Source organism: Amycolatopsis sp. NPDC051372 (genome assembly GCF_040682095.1).
Taxonomy (GTDB): domain Bacteria; phylum Actinomycetota; class Actinomycetes; order Mycobacteriales; family Pseudonocardiaceae; genus Amycolatopsis.
The window spans coordinates 143519-162644 of sequence record NZ_JBFBAF010000007.1 but is presented as its reverse complement, the minus strand read 5'-3'; the positions used below and the strand labels follow the sequence as shown (position 1 = coordinate 162644).

Genomic DNA, 19126 nt, shown 5'->3' with positions numbered 1-19126 from the left:
TCGGCTATTCGTAGCTGACCGACACCTCGTCGGTGACGGGGCAGCGACTGGCAGGCCAGACGATCCCATCGGCGAGGTCTTCGGCGTCCGGCACCTCGTTGTTCAGCATCTTCACCTCACCCGACACCAGGCGGCACGCGCAAGCGCTGCACTGGCCTTCGCGGCACGAGTAGGGCGCGTCGAGACCCTCGGCGAGCAGGTGGTCGAGCAGCTTCCGCTGCCGGGGCCAGGCGACCGTGTGGGTTTCGCCGTCGAGATCGACGGTGAGCCGGGCCGTCTCGCTGCCTGCTGCTACGGGCTCAGGTGTTTGCTCGAACGGATTCCCGGTGAGGGAGTGGAACTTCTCGACGTGGACGCGCTCGCGCGGCACTCCGAGCACGGTCAGCGCGGTCCTGGCCGCGGCCATGAACGGCGCCGGCCCGCACAGGTACGCGTCGCGGCCGCGGTAGGGCGCGGCGAGGGTTTCGAGCATGCGCGCGGACGGCAGGCCCTGCAGGCTTTCGATCCAGTGCACCACGGTGAGCCGGCCCGGGTGCTGTGTCACGAGCTCGGCGAGCTCCCGGGCGAAGATGACGGACGCTTCGTCGCGGTTGGCGTAGACGAGCACGACCTGACCGGTGCCGTGCCGCAGCGCCGACTTCAGGATCGACATCACCGGGGTGATCCCGCTGCCCGCCGCCAACAGCAGGAAGTCGCGGTCCAAGGAGGACGCCACGAACACCCCGGCCGGCGGCAGCACATCGATCTCCGCGCCGACCCGCAGCTCTTCGCACACCCAGCCGGAGCCGTAGCCCGTGCGTTTCACCGTGACCTGCACCCGGCCTTCGTACGGCGCGCTCGACAGCGAGTAGCACCGCGCGACGGACCCCGTGCGGTCGCTGGGGATCCGCAGCGTGAGGAACTGGCCGGGCGCGTAGGCGAAGGCCGCTTGATGTCCTTCCGGAATGGTGAACACGATCGAGCGCGCGTCGGCGGTCTCGACGATCACCTCCGCGACGGTCAGCGTCACGACGTCAGCCACCGCGCACCACCTCGACCGTGCTGCCGTCGCGGGACACCTCGGCCACGGCGAGGCTCCCGTCGCGCACGGCGTCGGCAATGCTGCCGGCCAGCTTCCCGCACGTGTCGAGCAACGCGGGATGCCGGCCGGCGGCCACGTGCGCGGCGAAAACGGGACAGCTGTGGGAAGCGTCGGTGGTCCACTGGATGCTCGTGTGCGTGAGGCTGTTCTTCTTCACCAGCACGCACGTTCCGCAGCCGCGGCACTCGTGCGGCCGCAGCCCGGCGGTGAGGGACTCCGTGACCTCTGCCGTCACACGCCTGCCTCTTCCGCCTCGGCGCGCTGTCGCGCCAGGTTCTCCGCCACCTCAGCGGCCCACGCCTCGTTGGCCTTGCTGGTGTCGACCTCGAACTCGAAGCGGCGGGTCATGTCCTCGGTGACGTCGTCGGCGTTCACGTAGAACTGTTCGTACCAGCGGCGCAGCTGGTACACGGGCCCGTCTTCCTCGCACAGCAACGGGTTTGTCGATGCGGGTCTTGTTCTTCCAGATCTCCACGTCCTGCAGGAACCCGACGCCGATGCCCTTCGCGAGCCGCGCGGCGATCTTGTCCGCGTGCTCGTCGGAGATCCCGGGCAGCTTCTTGACCATGATCCCCCACTGCAGAACGAACGACGTCGGCGTGACAGGGTAGTGGCAGTTGATGAGCACGTTCTCGATCTCGAAGCCCTGGAACGAGTTCACCAGGTGGTTGATCATGTACGACGGCCCGAAGTACGAGGCTTCCGAGCGCAGCAGGTTGTCCTCGCCGCCGTAGTTCGAAGCCATCCCCATGTCGGGGCGGCCCTTGGTGTTGAGGAACTGCGTGGCGACGTGCCCTTCGAACACGTTCTTGAAGTAGGTGGGGTAGGCGTGGTGGATGTAGAAGAAGTGGGCCATGTCCACGACGTTGTCGATGATCTCGCGGCAGTGGGCGTTCTCGATGAGGATGGATTCCCAGGTCCAGTTGCTCCACTCGGCGCTGAACGCGCCCTCGACACGGGGGATCACCACGTCGTCGGGCGGTGGGTTGCCTTCGGGGTCGTGCCACACGAGCAGCTGCTTGTTCTCCTCCAGCACGCGCCAAGACCGTGTCCGCGCACGAAGGAACCCGTCTGGCGTAAGGGATCGACACGCATTTGCCGGCGCCGTTCCAGCGCCAGTCGTGGAACAGGCACGCGACCTCATCGCCCTTCACCGAGCCCTGGGTGAGGTCGCCGCCCATGTGGCGGCAGTAGCCGTCGAGCACGTTGAGCCGTCCCGACGAGTCGGCGAAGACCACGAGCTTCGTGCCGAACGCTTCGATGGCGTGGGGTTTCCCGTCGCGGAGGGTGCCGGCGAGGCCGAGGCAGTGCCAGCCGCGGGCGAAGCGTGTGGGCGGCGTGCCGGCGTTCGATCGTGCGGACGGTCTCTCGCGGTGGTGACGTCACTGGCTGCCTCCCGTGCCGGTCCGATCTTCGGTCGCGAGCCGCTCGGCCGCTAGGTAGCCGAACACCATCGCGGGCCCGATCGTCGCGCCGGGTCCGGCGTAGGTGCGGCCCATCACGGCCGCGCTGGTGTTGCCCGCCGCGTAGAGCCCGGGGATGACCGAGCCGTCTTCGCGCAGCACGCGGGCGTGCTCGTCGGTGCGCAGCCCGCCCTTGGTGCCGAGGTCGCCGGGCACGATCTTCACCGCGTAGAACGGCGGTTTGGCCAGCGGGCCGAGGCTGGGGTTGGGGTGGTTGCGCGGGTCGCCGTAGTGTGGTCGTAGGCGCTTCGCCCGCGGTGGAAGTCTTCGTCGACGCCGGTGCGGGCGAAGCCGTTGAAGCGTTCGACGGTGCTTCGCAGGGCTTCGGGAGGTACGTCGATGCTGGTGGCCAGCTCTTCGATCGTCGGTGCCTTCGCGACGATGCCGGCTTTGTACCAGCGGCCGGGCAGCGGCCGGCGGGGCCCGATGCCGGTGAACAGGTAGCGGTCCTTGTAGCGCTGGTCGAACACGAGCCACGTGGGGATGTGCTCGGCGGGGCCGTCGCCTTCGCCGTACATCGCGTGGACGGCTTCGACGTAGGGCGCGGACTCGTTGACGAACCGGCTGCCGCGCGCGTTGACCATGGGGGAGCCGGGCCTCGACCGCTCGGCGAGGGCGAACCACGGGCCGCCGGTGAGCGGGATCGACGGGCCCCACCACGCGTCGTCCATGAGGGCGGTGGCCGCGCCGAGCTTCAGGCCGGCCGCGATGCCGTCGCCGGTGTTGGCAGCGGCCCCGACGGTCCACTCGGTGCCGATCGGAGCGCGCTGGTACTTGGTGCGCATCTCCTCGTTGTGCTCGAAGCCGCCGCACGCGAGCAGCACGCCGCGCCGGGCGTGGAAGACGCCGGCGGTGGTTCGGACGCCGGTGACGCGGCCGTCGTCCGTCGTCAGCTCGACGAGCGGGGCGTCGAGGAGGACGTCGACGCCGGCGCGCCTGAGCCCCAGGAAAAGCCCGGCCGCAAGCGCTTGCCCCATGGCGATCGGCTGCTGCCCGCGGAGTCTCCCGGCGAACCAGCGAGCGCCGAGTTCGGCGACGCGGGCGAGGCCGCGGGGGTGGCGGGGAGCAGGCTCAGCCAGCGATAGTCGGACTGGGTGATCGGGACGCCGAGCGGCGGCGCGCTGTACGGCGGCTCCAGTCGAGCCAGGTCGTCACCCAGGAGCTTCGCGTCGAGCGGCTTCGGTTCGACGGAGCGGCCTGCGGCGCGTCCGCCGGGGGCTTCGGGGTGGTAGTCGCTGTAGCCGGGCACCCAGCGGAACTCGAGTGGGGCGTTGGGCGCGGCGTCGGCATGCATTGCTGGCTTCGTACGCCGCGAAGCCGGGGATTTATGTGCTACCGCTTCGACGCTCGTTGCACCGGCGCGTGGAGCGGCTGGAAGAGCGGTATTCGCGTGAGGTGCGGATCGTCGCGCGCCGGAGTGTGGTGCTCGCGGCGGGCGGGTTCATCGCGAATCGTGAGCTGGTGCGCCGGCATGCACCGGCGTACCGCGGCGGGCTTGCGCTGGGGACTTCGGCCGACGACGGTTCGGGTATCGAGCTGGGATTGTCGGTGGGCGGGCGGGTCGCGGAGATGGACCGGATCTCGGCGTGGCGGTTCCTCACGCCGCCGGCCGCGTTCCTCGGCGGCTTGCTCGTGGACGTCGCCGGGCGCTGGATCATCGACGAATCCCGTTACGGCGCGGCGATCGGCGAGCGGATGATCACCGCGCACGGCGGACGGGGCTGGCTGCTCGTCGACGAGCCGGTGGTCGCCGAAGCTCGGCGGGACGGACGCAAGCAGGGGCAGTGGTTCGCGCGGTTGCAGCTGTGGCACCTCCTGGGCCGCGGGCGCGTCACGGGTGCTTCGTTGGAGGAAGTCGCGCGGCGTGCCGGTGTCGGCCCGGAGGGGTTGCGGGAGACGTACGCCGCGTATCGGCAAGGCCGGGATCCGCTGGGCAAGCCCGCGGAGTTCGCGCGGCCGCTGGACACTCCACCGTTCTCGCTGATCGACGTGTCCGTGAAGCCGAGCCTCGGCTACCCGTGCCCGATGCTGACGCTGGGCGGGCTCGTGGTCGACGAGGACACCGGCGCGGTGGCCGGCGTTCGCGGTCTGTACGCGGCGGGGCGGACGGCGGTGGGAATCTGTTCCAGGTCCTACGTGAGCGGTCTGTCGCTGGCCGACTGCGTGTTTTCCGGTCGTCGGGCAGGGAAGAGCAGTGCTCCGGAGTCCAATCGCGTCGACAAAACGAGAACGTGTTCTATTCTTGGTCTCGTCGAACGAGAGGACGGCCGATGAGCGAGCTGCCTGCCGTGATCACGGGAGTGCGTGACCTGCTCCCGGTGCTGCGGGAACGCGCGCAGGAGACCGAGGACGCGCGGCGCGTGCCGGTCGAGTCCGTCAAGGCGTTGCAGGAGACCGGGTTCTTTCGCCTGCTGCAGCCGAAGCGGTATGGTGGGCTGGAAGCCGACCCGGTCACGTTCTACACCGCGGTGAAGCTCGTGGCGAGCGCGTGCGGGTCCACGGGCTGGGTCGTGTCCATCCTCGGCGTCCACCCGTGGCACCTGGCGCTGTTCGACGCGCGGGCGCAGGAAGAGGTGTGGAGCGAGGACCACGACGTGCGGATCTCGTCGTCGTACGCGCCGATGGGCAAGGCGACGGTGGTCGACGGCGGCTATCGGCTGTCGGGCCGCTGGAGCTTCTCGTCCGGCTGCGACCACTGCACGTGGGTGCTGCTGGGCGCGCCGGCGTTCGCGGACGGCGCGCCGGTGGACTTCTGCACGTACCTGCTGCCGCTGTCCGACTATTCCCTTGTGGACGTGTGGGACACGGTGGGCCTGCGCGGGACGGGGTCCAACGATGTTGTGGTGGAAGACGTCTTCGTGCCCGCGCACCGCGCACTGTCCTTTGTGGCCACGTCCAAATGCCGGACGCCGGGCCAGGAGGTGAACCCGGGGCCGTTGTACAAGCTGCCCTACGGTTCGGTGCACCCGAGCACGATCACCGCACCGATCATCGGCATGGCGCAGGGCACGTACGACGCGCACGTGGAGCACCAAGGGCGTCGCGTGCGAGCGGCGTACGCGGGGGAGAAGGCGCAGGACGATCCGTTCGCCAGGATCCGCATCGCCGAGGCGGCCAGCGAGATCGACGCCGCGTGGCTGCAGCTTACGCACAACATCGACGAGCTGTACCAGCTGGCGTGCCGCGGTGAAAAGCTGCCGTTCTCCACGCGGCTGCGCGTGCGGCGCGACCAGGTCCGCGGCACCGACCGCGCGATCTCCGCGATCGACCGCCTCTTCGAAAACTCCGGCGGCCGCGCGCTGTAACGCGGCACCCCGATCCAGCGCTTCTGGCGCGACGCGCACGCCGGCCGCGTCCACGCCGCCAACGACGCCGAGCGCGCGTACGTCATGTTCGGCACCGGCGCCTTCGGGCTGCCCGTCGAGAATGCGATGGTGTGATGGGCAATTTCGTTACTGTCCCGAGTGGGCTCTCGCTGCACTACCACGAAGCCGGCACCGAGCATGCCGAAACCCTGATCCTCCTCCACGACGGCGGTCCGGGCGCCTCGGCGTGGTCCAATTTCGGACGCACCCTGCCCGAGTTCGGCAAGGTGTACCGCATGCTGGCCGTCGACCAGCCGGGTTTCGGGCAGTCGTCGAAGCCCACCGAGCACCCCCACTACTTCCGCCACAGCGCCGACGCCATCGTTGGCCTCATGGACACGCTCGGCATCGCGCGCGCCCACTTCGTCGGCAATTCCTTGGGCGCGGGCGCCGCCGTACGCCTGGCCCTGGACCACCCTTCGCGCGCCGGCCGCCTGGTCCTGACGGGCGCGGGTGGCCTGAGCGTGAACCTCTTCGCACCCGACCCCACGGAGGGCGTGCGCCTGCTGGGCCGCTTCGCCGCTTCCCCCACGCGCGACCGCATGGCCGCGTTCCTGCGCATCATGGTCCACGACCAGTCCCTGATCACCGACGAGCTGATCGACGACCGCTTCGCCGCCGCTTCTTCACCGGAATCCCTGGCCGCCATGCGCTCGCTGGGCCAGTCGTTCGCATCGTCGGTCGAGGACGGCCTCCTCTGGCGCGACGCCTACCGCCTACGCCAACGCGTCCTGCTCGTCTGGGGCCGCGAAGACCGCGTAAACCCCCTGGACGGCGCCCTCCTCGCCCTGAAAACCATCCCGCGCGCCCAACTCCACGTCTTCGGCGGCTGCGGGCACTGGGCCCAGCTCGAGAAGTTCGACGAGTTCAACCGCCTCACACTCGACTTCCTGGGGCCATGAGTTCGTTGAGGTACGTCCGCCCGGCCCTCGACTTCCTCGGGCGTGCGTAATGGCCATCAGCTCCCTCGGTTACCTCCGCGTCGAAGCAACCGACGTCCCCGCCTGGCGCGTTTATGCGTTGAAGGTCCTGGGCTTGGTCGAAGGCACCGGCCCCAACCCCGACGCGCTGTATCTGCGCATGGAGGACTTCCCCGCCCGCCTCGTCATCGTCCCCGGCCCCGCCGACCGCCTCGCACAAGTCGGCTGGGAAGCCGCCAACGCCGAGGAACTCGACGACATCCGCATCCGCCTGGCCGCCGCTTCCGTGGACTACAAGGAAGGCACGCCCGACGACTTGGCCGACCGCCGCGTCACCGAACTGATCACCTTCGCCGACCCCTCGGGCACCACACTGGAAGTCTTCCACGGCGTCGCCCTCCAGCACCGCCGCGTCGTCAGCCCCTACGGCCACCACTTCGTCACCGGCCCCCAAGGCCTGGGCCACGTCGTCCTGTCCACCCACGACGACGCCGCCGCGCTCGCCTTCTACCGCGACATCGGCTTCCGCCTCCGCGACTCCATGCGCCTGCCACCCCAGCTGATCGGCCGCCCCGCCGACGGCCCACCCGCATGGCTGCGCTTTCTTCGGCTGCAACCCCGCCACCACAGCCTCGCGTTCCTCCCGATGCCCACCCCCAGCGGCATCGTCCACCTCATGCTGGAAGTCGAATCCACCGACGACGTCGGCCGCTGCCTGGACCGCGCCCACCGCCGCTCGGTGCCGCTGTCGGCCACCCTCGGCCGCCACGTCAACGACCTCATGCTCTCCTTCTACATGAAAACCCCCGGCGGCTTCGACCTCGAATACGGCTGCGAAGGCCGCCACGTCGACGACACCACCTGGCTCGCCCGCGAAAGCACCGCCGTGTCGTTGTGGGGCCACGACTTCAGCGTCGGTTCCCGATGACGACGGTGCTTGGCAGTTTTTTCCGCACGCCGGCATCGCGGTGTCGCTGTGAGGACAGGACCTCGGCGTCGATTCTCGATGATGAGGGCGGTTCGCGGTTGTCTCGGCCCGGGCTGGCGTCGCGGGGTCGTTGTGGGGCCGCGCGTTCAGCGTCAGTTCTCCATGACGACGGTGCTTCGCATTTGTCTCCGCGTGCGCAGGCACCGCGGTGTCTTTGTGGGCCTGTGGCTTCAGCGTCGGTTCTCGATGGCCGCGTTGCTCTGCAGCGTTTCCGCGTGCCTCGGCGCCGCGTGTCTTTGTGGGACTGCGACTTCTGCTTCCGTTCCCGATGGCCACGTCGCTTTGCAGTGTTTCCGCGTGCGCGGGCCTCGCGGTGTCTTTGTGGGACTGCGACTTCTGCTTCCGTTCCCGATGGCCACGTCGCTTCGCAGTCTTCTCCGCCCACGCCCGCCCGCCGTGGCCTCGGAGCCACCGGCGACCTGGCGTCCTACGGCACCGTCGATGAGCCCTGGATGACCGCCGTACTCGATCCGTCTCGATTCCGTGCCGTGCTCGGGCACTTCTGCACCGGCGTCACCATCGTCACCGGACGCGACGGGGCCACTCCCGTCGGGTTCGCGTGTCAGTCGTTCGCGGCGTTGTCGCTGGATCCGCCGCTGGCGTTGTTCTGCGTGGCCCGCGCGTCGCGCACCTGGCCGGTCCTCGCCGACACGGGTCGCTTTGCGGTCAACGTCCTCGCCGAGCACCAGCGCGACCTCAGCGCCACCTTCGGCGCCCGCCGCGACGACAAGTTCGCCACCGTCGCCTGGCACCCCGCCCCGTCCGGCGCCCGCTGATCCACGGCGCCCTCACATGGATCGACTGCGCCCTCGAGACCGTGCACCCCGCCGGCGACCACCAGGTCGTCATCGGCCGCGTGACCGCCCTCGGCGACACTTCCGACGCCCGGCCGCTCCTCTTCCACCGCGGCCAGTACACCGTTACGGAACCGGTCCCCGACCCGCTCGCGGCCCTCCTGCCCTGGCCCCGCCCGGACGACTGGCTGTAGCGCGCCCGAGCCTCACTTCCAGCGGAAATGCACGAACACCCGCCCGAAGTTGTCCTTGTCCTTCTCCACCCGGTGGTAGAGCGCCTTGATCTCCTTCTGCTCCAAGAACCGCAGCACGTGCTTCTTCAGCTGCCCGGACCCCTTGCCCGGGATGATCTCCACGAGCGGCGCCTTCTTGGCCACCGCCTCGTCGATCACCGCCCGCAGCGCCCGGTCGATCTCGCCGCTGCGGTTGTAGATGTCGTGCAGGTCGAGTTTGAGCTTCATGCCGTTTAGCGTGCCACGCGCGCCCCGCGAGACGACCGGACCGAGCCTCCGGCGCACCCCTCACGGCGTCGGCGGCTCGGTCCGAAGAGGAGAGATCAGCAGGCGTTGATCTTCCAGGAGTCGGCCTTGTCGTTGGCGCCCGGGATGTCGACGAGGTTCTTGTAGTCCTTGAACGGGCTGACCTTCAGGATCAGCTTGTCGCCCAGGACGCCGCGGTGGTTGTAGAGGCAGATGGTGCGGTTGCCGTTGTTGATGATCGACGACAGCTGGCTGCGCCGGTCACCCTTGGTCGCTTGCGGCGGGTTGTTGAAGCTCCCCGACGGTGTGGAGCTGTAGTTCAGGTGCCAGCGCTGGTTGTAGACGCCGGCGTTGTAGTCCTTGTCCTGGTAGAAGCAGTAGTAGTTCGCCGGGCAGGGCGCGGTCGCGGCGGAGGCCGGCGCTGCGGCGAGCACGGTGCCGGCGGCGACACCGGCGACGGCGGCCGCGATCGCGGCGACAGAACGGATCTTCGACATGGCGGTTCTCTCCCCTTGAGCGGTCACCCCGGAGCGGGCGACCGGATGGCTCAACCGTGCCGAGATCCGTCCTCGCGCCATCATCGCGCCGTCCTCACGCAGGTCAGCGCAGGTATGATCACGGCCCGGGGAGGGTTGTGGATGGACTTCTGTGTGCTGGGGCCGTTGGAGATCTGGACGGCCGGGGGACGGCTGCCCCTCCCGGGAACCCGGCATCAGCGCGTGCTGGCGACGTTGCTGCTCACCCCCAACGCCGTCGTCCCCATGGCGAGGCTCATCGAGGCCACGTGGGAGGGCGAGCCGCCCGCCACGGCCACCAAGCAGGTGCAGAACTGCGTGTCGGCGCTGCGCGAACGGCTCGGTGACGCCGAGCAGCGCCTCATCGTCACCAACGGTCCCGGCTACCGGATCACCGTCGCCGACGACCAGCTCGACCTGTTCCGCTTCACCAAGGGCATCGCCGACGCGAGGCGGTTCGCGGAGAAGGGCGCTCTGCGCGACGGCGTGCGCGAGATGCGCGCCGCACTCAAGCTCTGGCGCGGTCCCGCACTCGACGGGCTCGAAACCTCAGTGCTGGTCAGCCGTGCCGGCCGGCTGGACGAGCAGCGCCTGGACGCGTTCGAGTCGTGCGTCGACTGGCAGATCGCGCTCGGCCAGCACCGCGAGGTCGTCGACGAACTCGCCGAGGTCGTCGCCGAGCACCCGCTCCGCGAACGGCCGCACGCCCAGCTGATGCTCGCGCTCGATCGCTCCGGCCGGCAGGCAGACGCGCTCAAGGTGTTCCAGCGCCTGCGCACCGACCTCGCCGAAGAGCTGGGCATCGACCCCGGTCCCGACGTCCGCGACCTGCACGAACGCATCCTCCGCGGCGAGAACCGCCCGGCCGACCACGTGCCCGCCACCGCCGCACCCCCGGACGAGCTCGACCGCGCGGCGAAGGAGCTCGCCGCGGCGATCACCCGACAGTGGACTGCCGAAGTCGAGATGCGCTCGCTCAAGCGGCCGGAGCCGGTGCCGTTGAACTGGTCGAGCACCGAGCGCGAGGTCGCCGCCGCCGCGTCAGCAGTGCTCGGCGCCCGCCCCGGCGAGGGCCCGGACCGCCTCGTGCTGAGCGGCGACCTGACCGACGTCGTCGCGAAGTTCCGGCAGGTCCCGGCCCGTCAGCTCGTGGTACTCGGCGAGCCCGGCGCCGGAAAGTCCGTGCTGGCGATCCTCCTCACTCTCGGTTTGCTTACCGACCCGCCACCGGGCGAGCCGGTGCCGGTGCTGTTGCCGCTCGCCTCCTGGAACCCGCACCGCGAGCACCTGCACACCTGGCTGGCGCGCAAGCTGGTCGAGGAATACCCGGGCCTCGCGAACACCGCCGCCTACGGCGAGGGCGCTGGCCTGCGCCTAGTCCTCGAAGGCCGGATCATTCCGGTCCTCGACGGCCTCGACGAAACCCCGCCCGGCCTCCACACCGCCGCCATCGATGCGCTCGACCAGGCCGTCGGCGCCGGCCGCCCGCTGGTGGTGACCTGCCGCAGCGCCGAGTACGAGCTCGCGGTCCGCCAAGCGGGCTCCTTCCTGACCCGGGCCGCGGTGGTCGAGATCGAGCCGGTCGAGATCGAGGACACGATCGCCTTCCTCACCGCACGCCGACGCTCGGGCGAAACCCGCTGGGACCCGCTCGTCCGCCGCCTTCGCCGCGAGCCAACCGGGCCGCTCGCCCAAGCCCTGCGCACGCCCCTCATGGTCGACCTCGCCAGGACCGCCTACGCGAACCCCGCCACCGACCCCGGCGAACTCTGCGACCCCACGCGATTCCCGGACCGCGCATCCGTCGAACGACACCTCCTCGACGCGTACCTCCCCGCCGTCTACACCCGCAAACCCGCGCCTCCCGCTCAGCTCGTCCGCCCACACCGGCCGCGCGACTACGACCCCGCGGAGGCCGAGCGCTGGCTCACCTTCCTCGCGCGGCTGCTTGAGCGCGAACGCACTGGCGACCTCGCCTGGTGGCAGCTCGACCGCGCCGTGCCGAGGCTCGTCGTCGGCCTGTACCTCGGCCTGCCGCCCGCGGTGCTGTTCGCCCTCACCGGTTGGCTGGCCGCCGGCCCGGTGATCGGGGCGATCTACGGAGGCTCCTTTGCGATCGCAGGCTGCGTCACGCACAGCGTCGGGCGCCGGCCAGGACCGCTACGAGTGGAACCGAGGTTCGCGGGCACCGCCGGCCGCTTCGCCCGCCGGTTCGCGGTGGGCGCCGTGATCGGAGTCTGCCTCGGCCTCGGCTGGTCGCTCCCGGCCTGGGTGGTCAGCCTGCTCGCGCTCGTGTTCGGCCTGGCCATCGGCGTGCACGTCTGGCTGGGCACGCCGCTCGACGCGAACCGGGTGTCCAGCCCGGAGACCGTGCTGCGCCACGATCGTGCCGCGGCTCTCTCGTTCACGTTGTCATTCATGGTCTCCCTGGGTCTCTTCTATGGTTTGGCACTGGCTCTCACCCCCGCCGAGTCCACCTTCGAAGTGCTGAACGGGCACTACGACGTGGTGCTCGGCCTGGCGGGCGGGGTGGCCGCCGGGCTGCTGGGCCGGTACCTCGTGGCGAACCTGGGTGGTATCGCCTACGGAATCGCCGGCGCGGTCATCGGTGGACAGGTGTTCCTGCCCGCGACCAGCGCGGTGTAGGCGGTGGCAGGTGGCGGTCTGTTCGGCCTTTCGGTCGGCGTGAGTGTGTGTTTGGCCCGGGCGTGGGGCGCGTTCGCGTTCACCCGGCTCTGGCTGGCGTCGCGGGGCCGGATTCCGTGGGGATTCATGGCTTTCCTCGCCGACGCGCGCCGGCGCGGGGTGCTGCGTCAGGTCGGCGAGGTGTACCAGTTCCGGCACGCGAGGCTGCAGGAGCGGCTTGCCGTCGCGGGATCTACAGCAGGCGGGCGCCCGGACACGGGTGACGAGTAAGGATCACTGGAGCAGCACCGTTCCATCATGCCCACGGTGATCCGCCGATGTCATCGATTCGAACACATGTTCGCACGATCGAGTGGTCGCTCGGGTGAAGGGCGGCAATTGCCGCCTGGGGTGCGCTAACCTCGAATTCATCAAAGCAGCCGGACGCGGTGCGACTCCGCCCCGTCCTCATCGGCGCGAAAATCCTTCAGCAGCAATCATTTCTGCACTCGAGCAGCACATCTCGAGCAGCACACCGACACACATTCACGTGAGAACGGATCAGCGATGTACCCAGCAGAAGTCAATTCGGCGGCGCGCAAACAGGTTCGTCTCAGCTGGAGACCGGAGCGCCGCCTCACGGACGGCGAGCGAAGACCCAGGGCGTCACCCCAGGGTCTGCCACCAACCGTCCACAGCGGGCGGGTTCGCCACGTCGATCCGCTGGCCAGGCTTCGGCACGGCGAGGGCGAGGTCGTTCGCCTTGGCCTCGCGCCACACGCGGTCAGCGGGTTCACCCCAAGGGTGCATGGCAAGGGTGAACGTCGCCCAGTGCACGGGCAGGAGCAGCCCGCCGCGAACGTCGATGTGTGCGGCGATGCCTTCTTCGGGCGTCATGTGGATGTCCGGCCAGTGCGGGGCGTACGCACCGATCTGGATGAGCGTGGCGTCGAACGGGCCGTACTCCTCGCCGATCTCGGCGAAGCCGTCGAAGTAGCCGGTGTCCCCGCTGTAGAACACCTTGTGCTGCGGCCCGGAGATCACCCACGACGTCCACAGGGTGCTGTCGTTGCCGATGCCGCGGCCGGAGAAGTGCTGGGCCGGCGTTGCCACGAACCGGATGCCGGCGATCTCGGCTTCCTCGTGCCAGTCGAGCTCCACGATTCGCGAAGCCGGCACGTGCCACCGCTCGAGATGCGCGCCGACCCCCAATGGCACGAGGAACGGCGCGTCGTGCGCCTCGAGCAGGGCGCGCACGGTGGCGAGGTCGAGGTGGTCGTAGTGGTCGTGCGAGATCACGATCGCGTCGACCCGGCCGACAGCGTCCAGCGGTACCGGCGCGGCGTGCAGGCGGCGCGGGCCCGCGAAAGCGGCGGGCGACACCCGGTCGCTCCACACCGGATCGCACAGCACGCGGGCGCCGTCGATCTCGACGAGCGTCGAGGCGTGGCCGTACCAGGTGAGGAACAGGCCTTCGTCGGAGTCGGCGGCGGCGTCGGCCACGAGCGGGATCTCCCCGGTGGGCTTGCGGCGGTCGCGGTCGTCGCCGAAGAGCAGCTCGCGCAGGATGCCGCCGGCGGCCGAGGGCGAAGGGGCCGAGCGCGTGGGTGAGGCGTTGTGGAAGACGCCGTCGGCGTACTGCGGCGAGCGGCGCATCCGCTCGGCACGCGCGCCGGTGGCCGTCGCGCCGAAGGCCACCGGGAGGTCACCGAGTGCCGAGACAGTTTTCCTGAGCATGCCCTCGAGTCTACGAACGCTTCCTGAGAGGAGCCCCAGCTTCGTGGAGGTGGGTCAGCGCCTGCCGGTAGGACTCCACGAGGCTGGTCTGCAGGTAGGGAATGCCGAGCTGGGCGCAGTAACCCTGCACGATCGGCTGAGCGCGTCGCAAGTGCACCGACGGCATGCTCGGGAAGAGGTGGTGCTCGATCTGGTAGTTGAGGCCGCCGAGGGCGACGTCCACGACCGCGCCACCACGGACGTTGCGCGACGTGAGCACCTGCTTGCGGAGGAAGTCTAGCTGGGGGCGGCCGGTCAGCGTCGGCATGCCCTTGTGGTTCGGTGCGAAGATCGATCCCATGTAGACACCCCACAGTCCCTGATGGACGGCGAAGAAGAGCAGGGCCAGACCCGGCGGGAGGACCACGAACAACGCGGTGAGGTAGGCCGCGAAGTGCAGCGCCAGGAGAGTGGCCTCGAGGCCGCGGCGGCGCAGGCCAGGTCGGGCGACGGCGCGGATGCCCGACCAGTGCAGGTTCAGGCCTTCGAGTGTGAGCAGCGGGAAGAACAGGAACGCTTGGTGCCGTCCGATGAACCGGGGCACACCGCGGCTGGCGCGGGCTTGGTCTTGCGACCACACGAGGATGTCGGGGTCGACGTCGGGATCCAGCTCCTCGTGGTTGGGGTTCGCGTGGTGGCGGGTGTGCTTGTCCATCCACCAGCCGTAGCTCATGCCCACGCCCAGGTTGCCCGCGAGGAGTCCGGCGGCTTCGGACGGGCGTCGCGTGCGGAACACCTGGCGGTGGGCAAGATCGTGGGAGAGCAGGGCGATCTGACCGAACATGAAGGCCTGGAACGCGGCGACGGCGAGCTGCCACCACGAGTCCCCGAGGAGCGCGAAGGCGATCCAGCCGCCGGCGAACAGCGTGGTCACCACGGCGATCCTGGCCGTGTAGTAGCCGGGGCGCCTCGCGAGCAGCCCCGCGTCGGTGATGCGGCGGGAGAGGCGGGCGAAGTCGCTGCCGGGACCGGCCGCGGCCGGGAGAACGAGATTGTCTGTGGTCACCTCGTCGAGTTTTTCGGGGAAGCCGGCCGAGCAGAACCCGGCAGACCCCAGAACCCGTACGGGGGGTGGCCCCACCCCGCTAGGGGTGGACGCGCGAAAGGTGGTGATGGGGTGCGCCGAATAGCTGCGCGGCCGCGTGCGCTCGTTTGAAGTACCGGTGCGCGGGATGGTCCCAGGTGATGGCGATGCCGCCGTGCAGCTGCATCATCTCGGCGGTGACCTCGGAGAACACCTCGCTGCAGTGCACCTTCGCCACCGCCGCGAGCCGGGGCGACGCCGGCGACGCGTAGGCGGCGGAGCGGGAGGTCTCCACCAGCACGTGGAGGTCGGCCATCCGGTGCTTGAGCGCCTGGAAGCTACCGATCGGGCGGCCGAACTGCACCCGCTGGCGCGTGTACTCCACGGTGAGCTCCAGCGCCCGTGAGGCCGCGCCTACCTGTTCGGCGGCCAGTACGGCGCAGGCGACGTCGCGGACCCGTGCGAGGTCGACGCGTCCTAGCGGACGCGCGCGGACCTGGTCGAGCGTCACGGTGGCGAGGTGGCGAGTCTCGTCCCTCGTCGGCACGGGTTCGCGGCGGACGCCGGGGCGTGCGGGATCGACCTCGAAGAGGGCGGGGCCGTCCGGGGTCCTGGCGGCGGCCAGGAGGACGTCGGCGTCGGCGGCGTCGAGGACGTAGTGGGCCGTCCCATCCACTGTGGACTCGTCCGCGGTGAAGGCGGGCTGCAGCGGGTCCCGGCGTCCGTCGGCGGTCCAGGCGAGAGCGCCGACGGTGCCCTCGGCCAAGGCCGGGAGCAGGCGGGCCAGAGCCGGGGCCCCGGTGTTGGGGGTGGAGAGAAGGGAGGTGACGGCGAGGACGGAGGAACCGAGGAACGGCACATCGGTGAGGTTGCGGCCGAGCTCTTCCGCGACGATCTGCACCTCGGCGAGGCCGATGGACTGGTCCGGATGGGCTGGGTCGGCCGAGTCGGTGGACTTGGACGGGCGGATCAGGCTGGCCCGGTGGCTTGGGTCGGCCGGATCGGCCGGCTGGGTCGCCGGTTCGGTGGCGAACCCGCCGAACCGCTCAGGCACCGTGAGGGCGGCGACGCCGACCTGAGCGCACAGGGCGGGCCACGGCTCGGCCTCACGGTCGAGAAGCTTGCGGACGCTGGCACGGAGCTCCTGTGTTGCTTGCGGTGCCGTGATTTGCTGGGTGCTCGGCGGACGCGGGACCGGTATTGCTTGTGCTGCTGTGATTTGTCGGGTGGTCGGCGGGGTCGGGACCGGGGACCCTGAGGTGTGTCGGTCCGTGGCGTGGTGGGCGGCGGCGGTCGGCTCAGGGCGGGGCGACGGCGGTGCGGGGTGGCGCATGGAGCGGGCGGTGTGGCCGCCGAGGGAGTCGCCGGCGGTTTCGGCGTTGTGGGCGTGGGTGGGGTGGTGGAGGGGGAATGCGGAGCCCATGCCGTTGCGCAGGCCCATGAGTTCTTCGGCTTGGCTGACGGCTTTCTCGGCGAGCGCGAGGCCGAAGCGGGGCATCTCGGAGATTTTGGCGGCCAGCGAGAGGGTCTCGGATTCCAGGGAGTCGCGGGGGACGACGCGGTTCACCATGCCCCGCGCCAGCGCTTGGTCGGCGGAGAAGCGCGCGCCGGTGAAGAGGATTTCCTTGGCGGCGCGCGGGCCCAGGACCCAAGGGTGGGCGAAGTACTCGACGCCGGGAATTCCCATGCGTACTACGGGGTCGGCGAAGAAGGCGTCGTCGGAGGCGACGATGAGGTCGCACGTCCAGGCGAGCATGAGGGCGCCGGCGATGCAGGCGCCCTGGACGGCGGCGATGGTGGGCTTCTGCAGGTCCCGCCAGCGGCGGCACATGCCGAGGTAGACCTCCGATTCGCGGGCGAAGCGCTGGTCGGCGCCGGGGGCGTCGACGTGGTCCCACCAGGTGACGGCGCGGTGGGGGAACGACACGTCGGCGTCGCGGCCGGGGGAGCCGATGTCGTGGCCGGCGGAGAAGTGCTTGCCTGCGCCGGCCAGGACGATGACCTTAACCTCGGAGGCCTCGACGGCGCGGGTGAAGGCATTGTCGAGAGCGTAGGTCATCGCGGAGTTCTGGGCGTTGCGGTACTCCGGCCGGTTCATGGTCACGACGGCGGTCGGGCCGTGGCGTTCGTAGAGGACTTCAGACATCGGTGTGTTCTTCCCGGTCGGGGTGCTCTGGCCGGTTCGTGGTGACGAGGGCGGTCGGGCTGTGGTGTTCGTAGGGGACTTCAGGCATCGGTGTGTTCTCTACGGTTGCAGTGCTCCGGTCGGTCCGTGGTGACGAGGGTGATGGTGCCGCAGCGTTCGTGGAGGGCTTCAGGCATCGGTGTGCTCCCCGGGGTTCCAGCGCGGGCCGATCCGCGTGGGCGACGGGGTCGCGGTGTTCGCTTGGCAGGTCACGCATGCCTGCGCTACGGCCGGATCCGGTCGGGTCCGCGCGGCGTGGCGGTGATGGTGAGGCCGCCGAGTCCAGGAGATCAGGCATGTGGGCGCTCCTGCGGTGAGGATGCATTGGCGGGCGCTTCGTCGACGGGGTCGGGCGTGGGGGTCTCGCGGAGAAGGCGTTTGAGGACTTTGCCCGATGTGTTGCGGGGGGAGCGCAGGGACGAACTCGACTGAGCGCGGCACCTTGTAGTTGGCCAGATTCTCCCTGCAGTACGCCAAAACAGCATCGACGGTCAGACCAGCGCCGGGGCGGGGGACGATGTAGGCGCGGCCCACTTCGCCCACACGGGGGTCGGGGAGGCCGACGACGGCGGAGTCGGCGATGGCGGGGTGGGCGGCGAGCACCTGCTCGACTTCGGCGGGGTAGACGTTGAAGCCGCCGCTGACGTAGATGTCCTTGAGGCGGTCGGTGATGCGGAGGTGGCCGTCGGGGGACACGAAGCCCACGTCGCCGGTGTGGAGCCAGCCGGCCGGGTCGATGGCGGCCGCGGTGGCGGCCGGGTCGTCGAGGTAGCCGAGCATGACGTTGGGGCCGCGCAGGAGGATCTCGTCGTGGTCGCCGAGGCGGATTTCGAAGCCGGCGGTGGGGCGGCCGGAGAAGTGGGAGACGACGTCGAGGGAATCCGTCGGCCTGCTCATGGTGGCGACGACGGCTTCGGTCAGGCCGTAGGCCGTCAGCACCGTGTCGAAGCCCAGGTCGGAGTGCATGCGGGCCACAAGAGGTGCCGGAACCGACGCCGCGCCCGTGACGGCCAGGCGCAGAGTGGACAGGTCCCGGTCTGAACGGTCCGGGGAGTCGAGCAGCATCCGGTAGACGGTCGGGGCGCCGGGCAGCACGGTGATGCGCTCGTGCTCGATCAAGCGCAACGTCGAGGAAGCGTCGAAAACGCGCTGCGGAACGATCGTTGCGTCGGTCAGGACGCGGGCCAGAATTCCTGCCTTGTAACCGAAACTGTGGGAGAACGGGTTCACCACCAGGTAACGGTCCCCAGAAGACAACCCGGCACACGACGCCCACGCGGCCGCCACGCCGAGGGCCTGACGGTGTGCGCTCATCGCGCCCTTGCTGCGGCCGATGGTGCCGGAGGTGAAGAGGATGTCGCTGACGTCGTCCGGGGTCACCGCCACCGAGCCACCGGTACAGTCCACATCGGACCATTCGACGACGCCCGGCACCGGCGGCTCCGCGATTTCGACCGGCACGCGGACCATCAAGGGCGGCAAGGAATCCAGCGCGGCCAGCCGCGAAGTTTCCAGGAACCGGCCCGTGATCACCAAACCCGAGACCCGCGCCCGCGTGAGCACATCCAGGGGTTCCCGCGCGGTGAACCGGGTGCTCACCGGAACGAGTGTCGCGCCCGCGTAGAGAATGCCCAGGCCCGCCACGACCCAGTGCCACGTGTTGGGAGAGCACACCGCGACTCGCGCGCCGGTGCCCACGCCGTGCGACGCCAGGAAGCCCACGAAAGCCCGCACGCGTGAGCGCAGGGCCGCCCACGTCAGCCGAACGTCGCCGTCGGCCACGGCTTCGCCGGTGGGGTCCCGCTCCGCGGCCGCGTCGAGCGCTGCGGGAACGGTCAGCGGCAGCGTCATCGCAGACCTCCCTAGCAAGTGCTTGGTAGGGTAACCTACGGACGAGCCCTGAGGCCAGAG

General features: G+C 70.0%; 11 protein-coding genes and 7 pseudogenes. 7 read left to right on the top strand and 11 right to left on the bottom strand.

From position 1 onward, the window contains the following. Positions 1–4: 4 nt before the first annotated feature. The 4 genes and pseudogenes from AB0M56_RS13190 to AB0M56_RS13175 all read right to left on the bottom strand — a co-directional run. Entirely contained in the window at positions 5–1021 is a 1017-nt protein-coding gene (locus AB0M56_RS13190) for a ferredoxin--NADP reductase (RefSeq protein WP_364174593.1), read from the bottom strand. Then, on the bottom strand, positions 1014–1316 hold the full coding sequence (locus AB0M56_RS13185) for a hypothetical protein (protein WP_364174590.1): 303 nt from the start codon (positions 1314–1316) through the stop codon (positions 1014–1016). Before AB0M56_RS13185 ends, AB0M56_RS13190 begins: the two co-directional genes overlap by 8 nt. Beyond that, positions 1313–2430, bottom strand: a pseudogene (locus AB0M56_RS13180) (Rieske 2Fe-2S domain-containing protein); the annotation flags it as partial. The pseudogene AB0M56_RS13180 and the gene AB0M56_RS13185, both read right to left, overlap by 4 nt. A gap of 33 nt (positions 2431–2463) precedes the next feature. Continuing rightward, positions 2464–3817: pseudogene (locus AB0M56_RS13175) on the bottom strand (FAD-binding protein); the annotation flags it as partial. Positions 3818–3840: 23 nt separating this feature from the next. On the opposite strand from AB0M56_RS13175, the pseudogene AB0M56_RS13170 reads away from it, so the two are divergent. From AB0M56_RS13170 to hsaB, 5 genes and pseudogenes are all read left to right on the top strand, one after another. Beyond that, a pseudogene (locus tag AB0M56_RS13170) lies at positions 3841–4818 on the top strand (FAD-binding protein); the annotation flags it as partial. Beyond that, positions 4815–5984: pseudogene (gene hsaA, locus AB0M56_RS13165) on the top strand (3-hydroxy-9,10-secoandrosta-1,3,5(10)-triene-9,17-dione monooxygenase oxygenase subunit). The pseudogenes AB0M56_RS13170 and hsaA, both read left to right, overlap by 4 nt. After that, positions 5984–6811 (top strand): 4,5:9,10-diseco-3-hydroxy-5,9,17-trioxoandrosta-1(10),2-diene-4-oate hydrolase, encoded by an 828-nt coding sequence (gene hsaD, locus AB0M56_RS13160; protein ID WP_364174587.1) that lies wholly within the window; start codon positions 5984–5986, stop codon positions 6809–6811. The pseudogene hsaA and the gene hsaD overlap by 1 nt, the downstream one beginning before the upstream one ends. Positions 6812–6860: 49 nt before the next feature. Next, complete coding sequence (hsaC, locus tag AB0M56_RS13155) at positions 6861–7757, top strand: iron-dependent extradiol dioxygenase HsaC (RefSeq protein ID WP_364174584.1); 897 nt, start codon at positions 6861–6863, stop codon at positions 7755–7757. Between the two features lie 512 nt (positions 7758–8269). Then, positions 8270–8805: pseudogene (gene hsaB, locus AB0M56_RS13150) on the top strand (3-hydroxy-9,10-secoandrosta-1,3,5(10)-triene-9,17-dione monooxygenase reductase subunit). A 12-nt stretch (positions 8806–8817) separates the two neighbouring features. Here the strand turns inward: hsaB and AB0M56_RS13145 are convergent. Both AB0M56_RS13145 and AB0M56_RS13140 read right to left on the bottom strand, forming a co-directional pair. Next, entirely contained in the window at positions 8818–9072 is a 255-nt protein-coding gene (locus AB0M56_RS13145; RefSeq protein ID WP_220238245.1) for a Smr/MutS family protein, read from the bottom strand. Positions 9073–9167: 95 nt separating this feature from the next. After that, positions 9168–9587, bottom strand: coding sequence for a peptidase inhibitor family I36 protein (locus AB0M56_RS13140; protein ID WP_364174581.1), 420 nt, complete (start codon positions 9585–9587; stop codon positions 9168–9170). Between the two features lie 141 nt (positions 9588–9728). Between AB0M56_RS13140 and AB0M56_RS13135 the strand changes: the two genes are divergently transcribed. Then, on the top strand, positions 9729–12251 hold the full coding sequence (locus AB0M56_RS13135) for a BTAD domain-containing putative transcriptional regulator (RefSeq protein WP_364174577.1): 2523 nt from the start codon (positions 9729–9731) through the stop codon (positions 12249–12251). Between the two features lie 3 nt (positions 12252–12254). Continuing rightward, positions 12255–12521 (top strand): hypothetical protein, encoded by a 267-nt coding sequence (locus tag AB0M56_RS13130; protein WP_364174574.1) that lies wholly within the window; start codon positions 12255–12257, stop codon positions 12519–12521. Between the two features lie 375 nt (positions 12522–12896). Here the strand turns inward: AB0M56_RS13130 and AB0M56_RS13125 are convergent, their stop codons facing one another. The 5 genes and pseudogenes from AB0M56_RS13125 to AB0M56_RS13105 all read right to left on the bottom strand — a co-directional run bounded on the left by AB0M56_RS13125 (position 12897) and on the right by AB0M56_RS13105 (position 19066). After that, positions 12897–13967 carry an MBL fold metallo-hydrolase gene (locus AB0M56_RS13125; protein WP_364174571.1) on the bottom strand — a complete coding sequence of 357 codons (1071 nt, stop codon included), beginning with the start codon at positions 13965–13967 and terminating at the stop codon, positions 12897–12899. Between the two features lie 10 nt (positions 13968–13977). Next, the gene (locus tag AB0M56_RS13120; protein WP_364174568.1) at positions 13978–15012 is read right to left on the bottom strand and encodes an acyl-CoA desaturase; all 1035 of its coding nucleotides are present in this window, start codon (positions 15010–15012) and stop codon (positions 13978–13980) included. Positions 15013–15091: 79 nt separating this feature from the next. Then, the gene (locus AB0M56_RS13115) at positions 15092–16363 is read right to left on the bottom strand and encodes an acyl-CoA dehydrogenase (RefSeq protein ID WP_364174933.1); all 1272 of its coding nucleotides are present in this window, start codon (positions 16361–16363) and stop codon (positions 15092–15094) included. Continuing rightward, a pseudogene (locus AB0M56_RS13110) lies at positions 16358–17176 on the bottom strand (enoyl-CoA hydratase); the annotation flags it as partial. The pseudogene AB0M56_RS13110 and the gene AB0M56_RS13115, both read right to left, overlap by 6 nt. 329 nt (positions 17177–17505) lie before the next feature. Further along, positions 17506–19066: pseudogene (locus tag AB0M56_RS13105) on the bottom strand (FadD3 family acyl-CoA ligase). Between the last annotated feature and the right edge of the window lie 60 nt (positions 19067–19126).

What these genes read in the sequence shown, in the direction of transcription:
- hsaD (WP_364174587.1), top strand. Translation starts at nt 5,984, where the DNA reads ATGGGCAATTTCGTTACTGTCCCGAGTGGGCTCTCGCTGCACTACCAC.
- AB0M56_RS13125 (WP_364174571.1), bottom strand. Translation starts at nt 13,967, where the DNA reads ATGCTCAGGAAAACTGTCTCGGCACTCGGTGACCTCCCGGTGGCCTTC.
- AB0M56_RS13115 (WP_364174933.1), bottom strand. Translation starts at nt 16,363, where the DNA reads ATGCGCCACCCCGCACCGCCGTCGCCCCGCCCTGAGCCGACCGCCGCC.
- AB0M56_RS13135 (WP_364174577.1), top strand. Translation starts at nt 9,729, where the DNA reads ATGGACTTCTGTGTGCTGGGGCCGTTGGAGATCTGGACGGCCGGGGGA.
- hsaC (WP_364174584.1), top strand. Translation starts at nt 6,861, where the DNA reads ATGGCCATCAGCTCCCTCGGTTACCTCCGCGTCGAAGCAACCGACGTC.
- AB0M56_RS13145 (WP_220238245.1), bottom strand. Translation starts at nt 9,072, where the DNA reads ATGAAGCTCAAACTCGACCTGCACGACATCTACAACCGCAGCGGCGAG.
- AB0M56_RS13140 (WP_364174581.1), bottom strand. Translation starts at nt 9,587, where the DNA reads ATGTCGAAGATCCGTTCTGTCGCCGCGATCGCGGCCGCCGTCGCCGGT.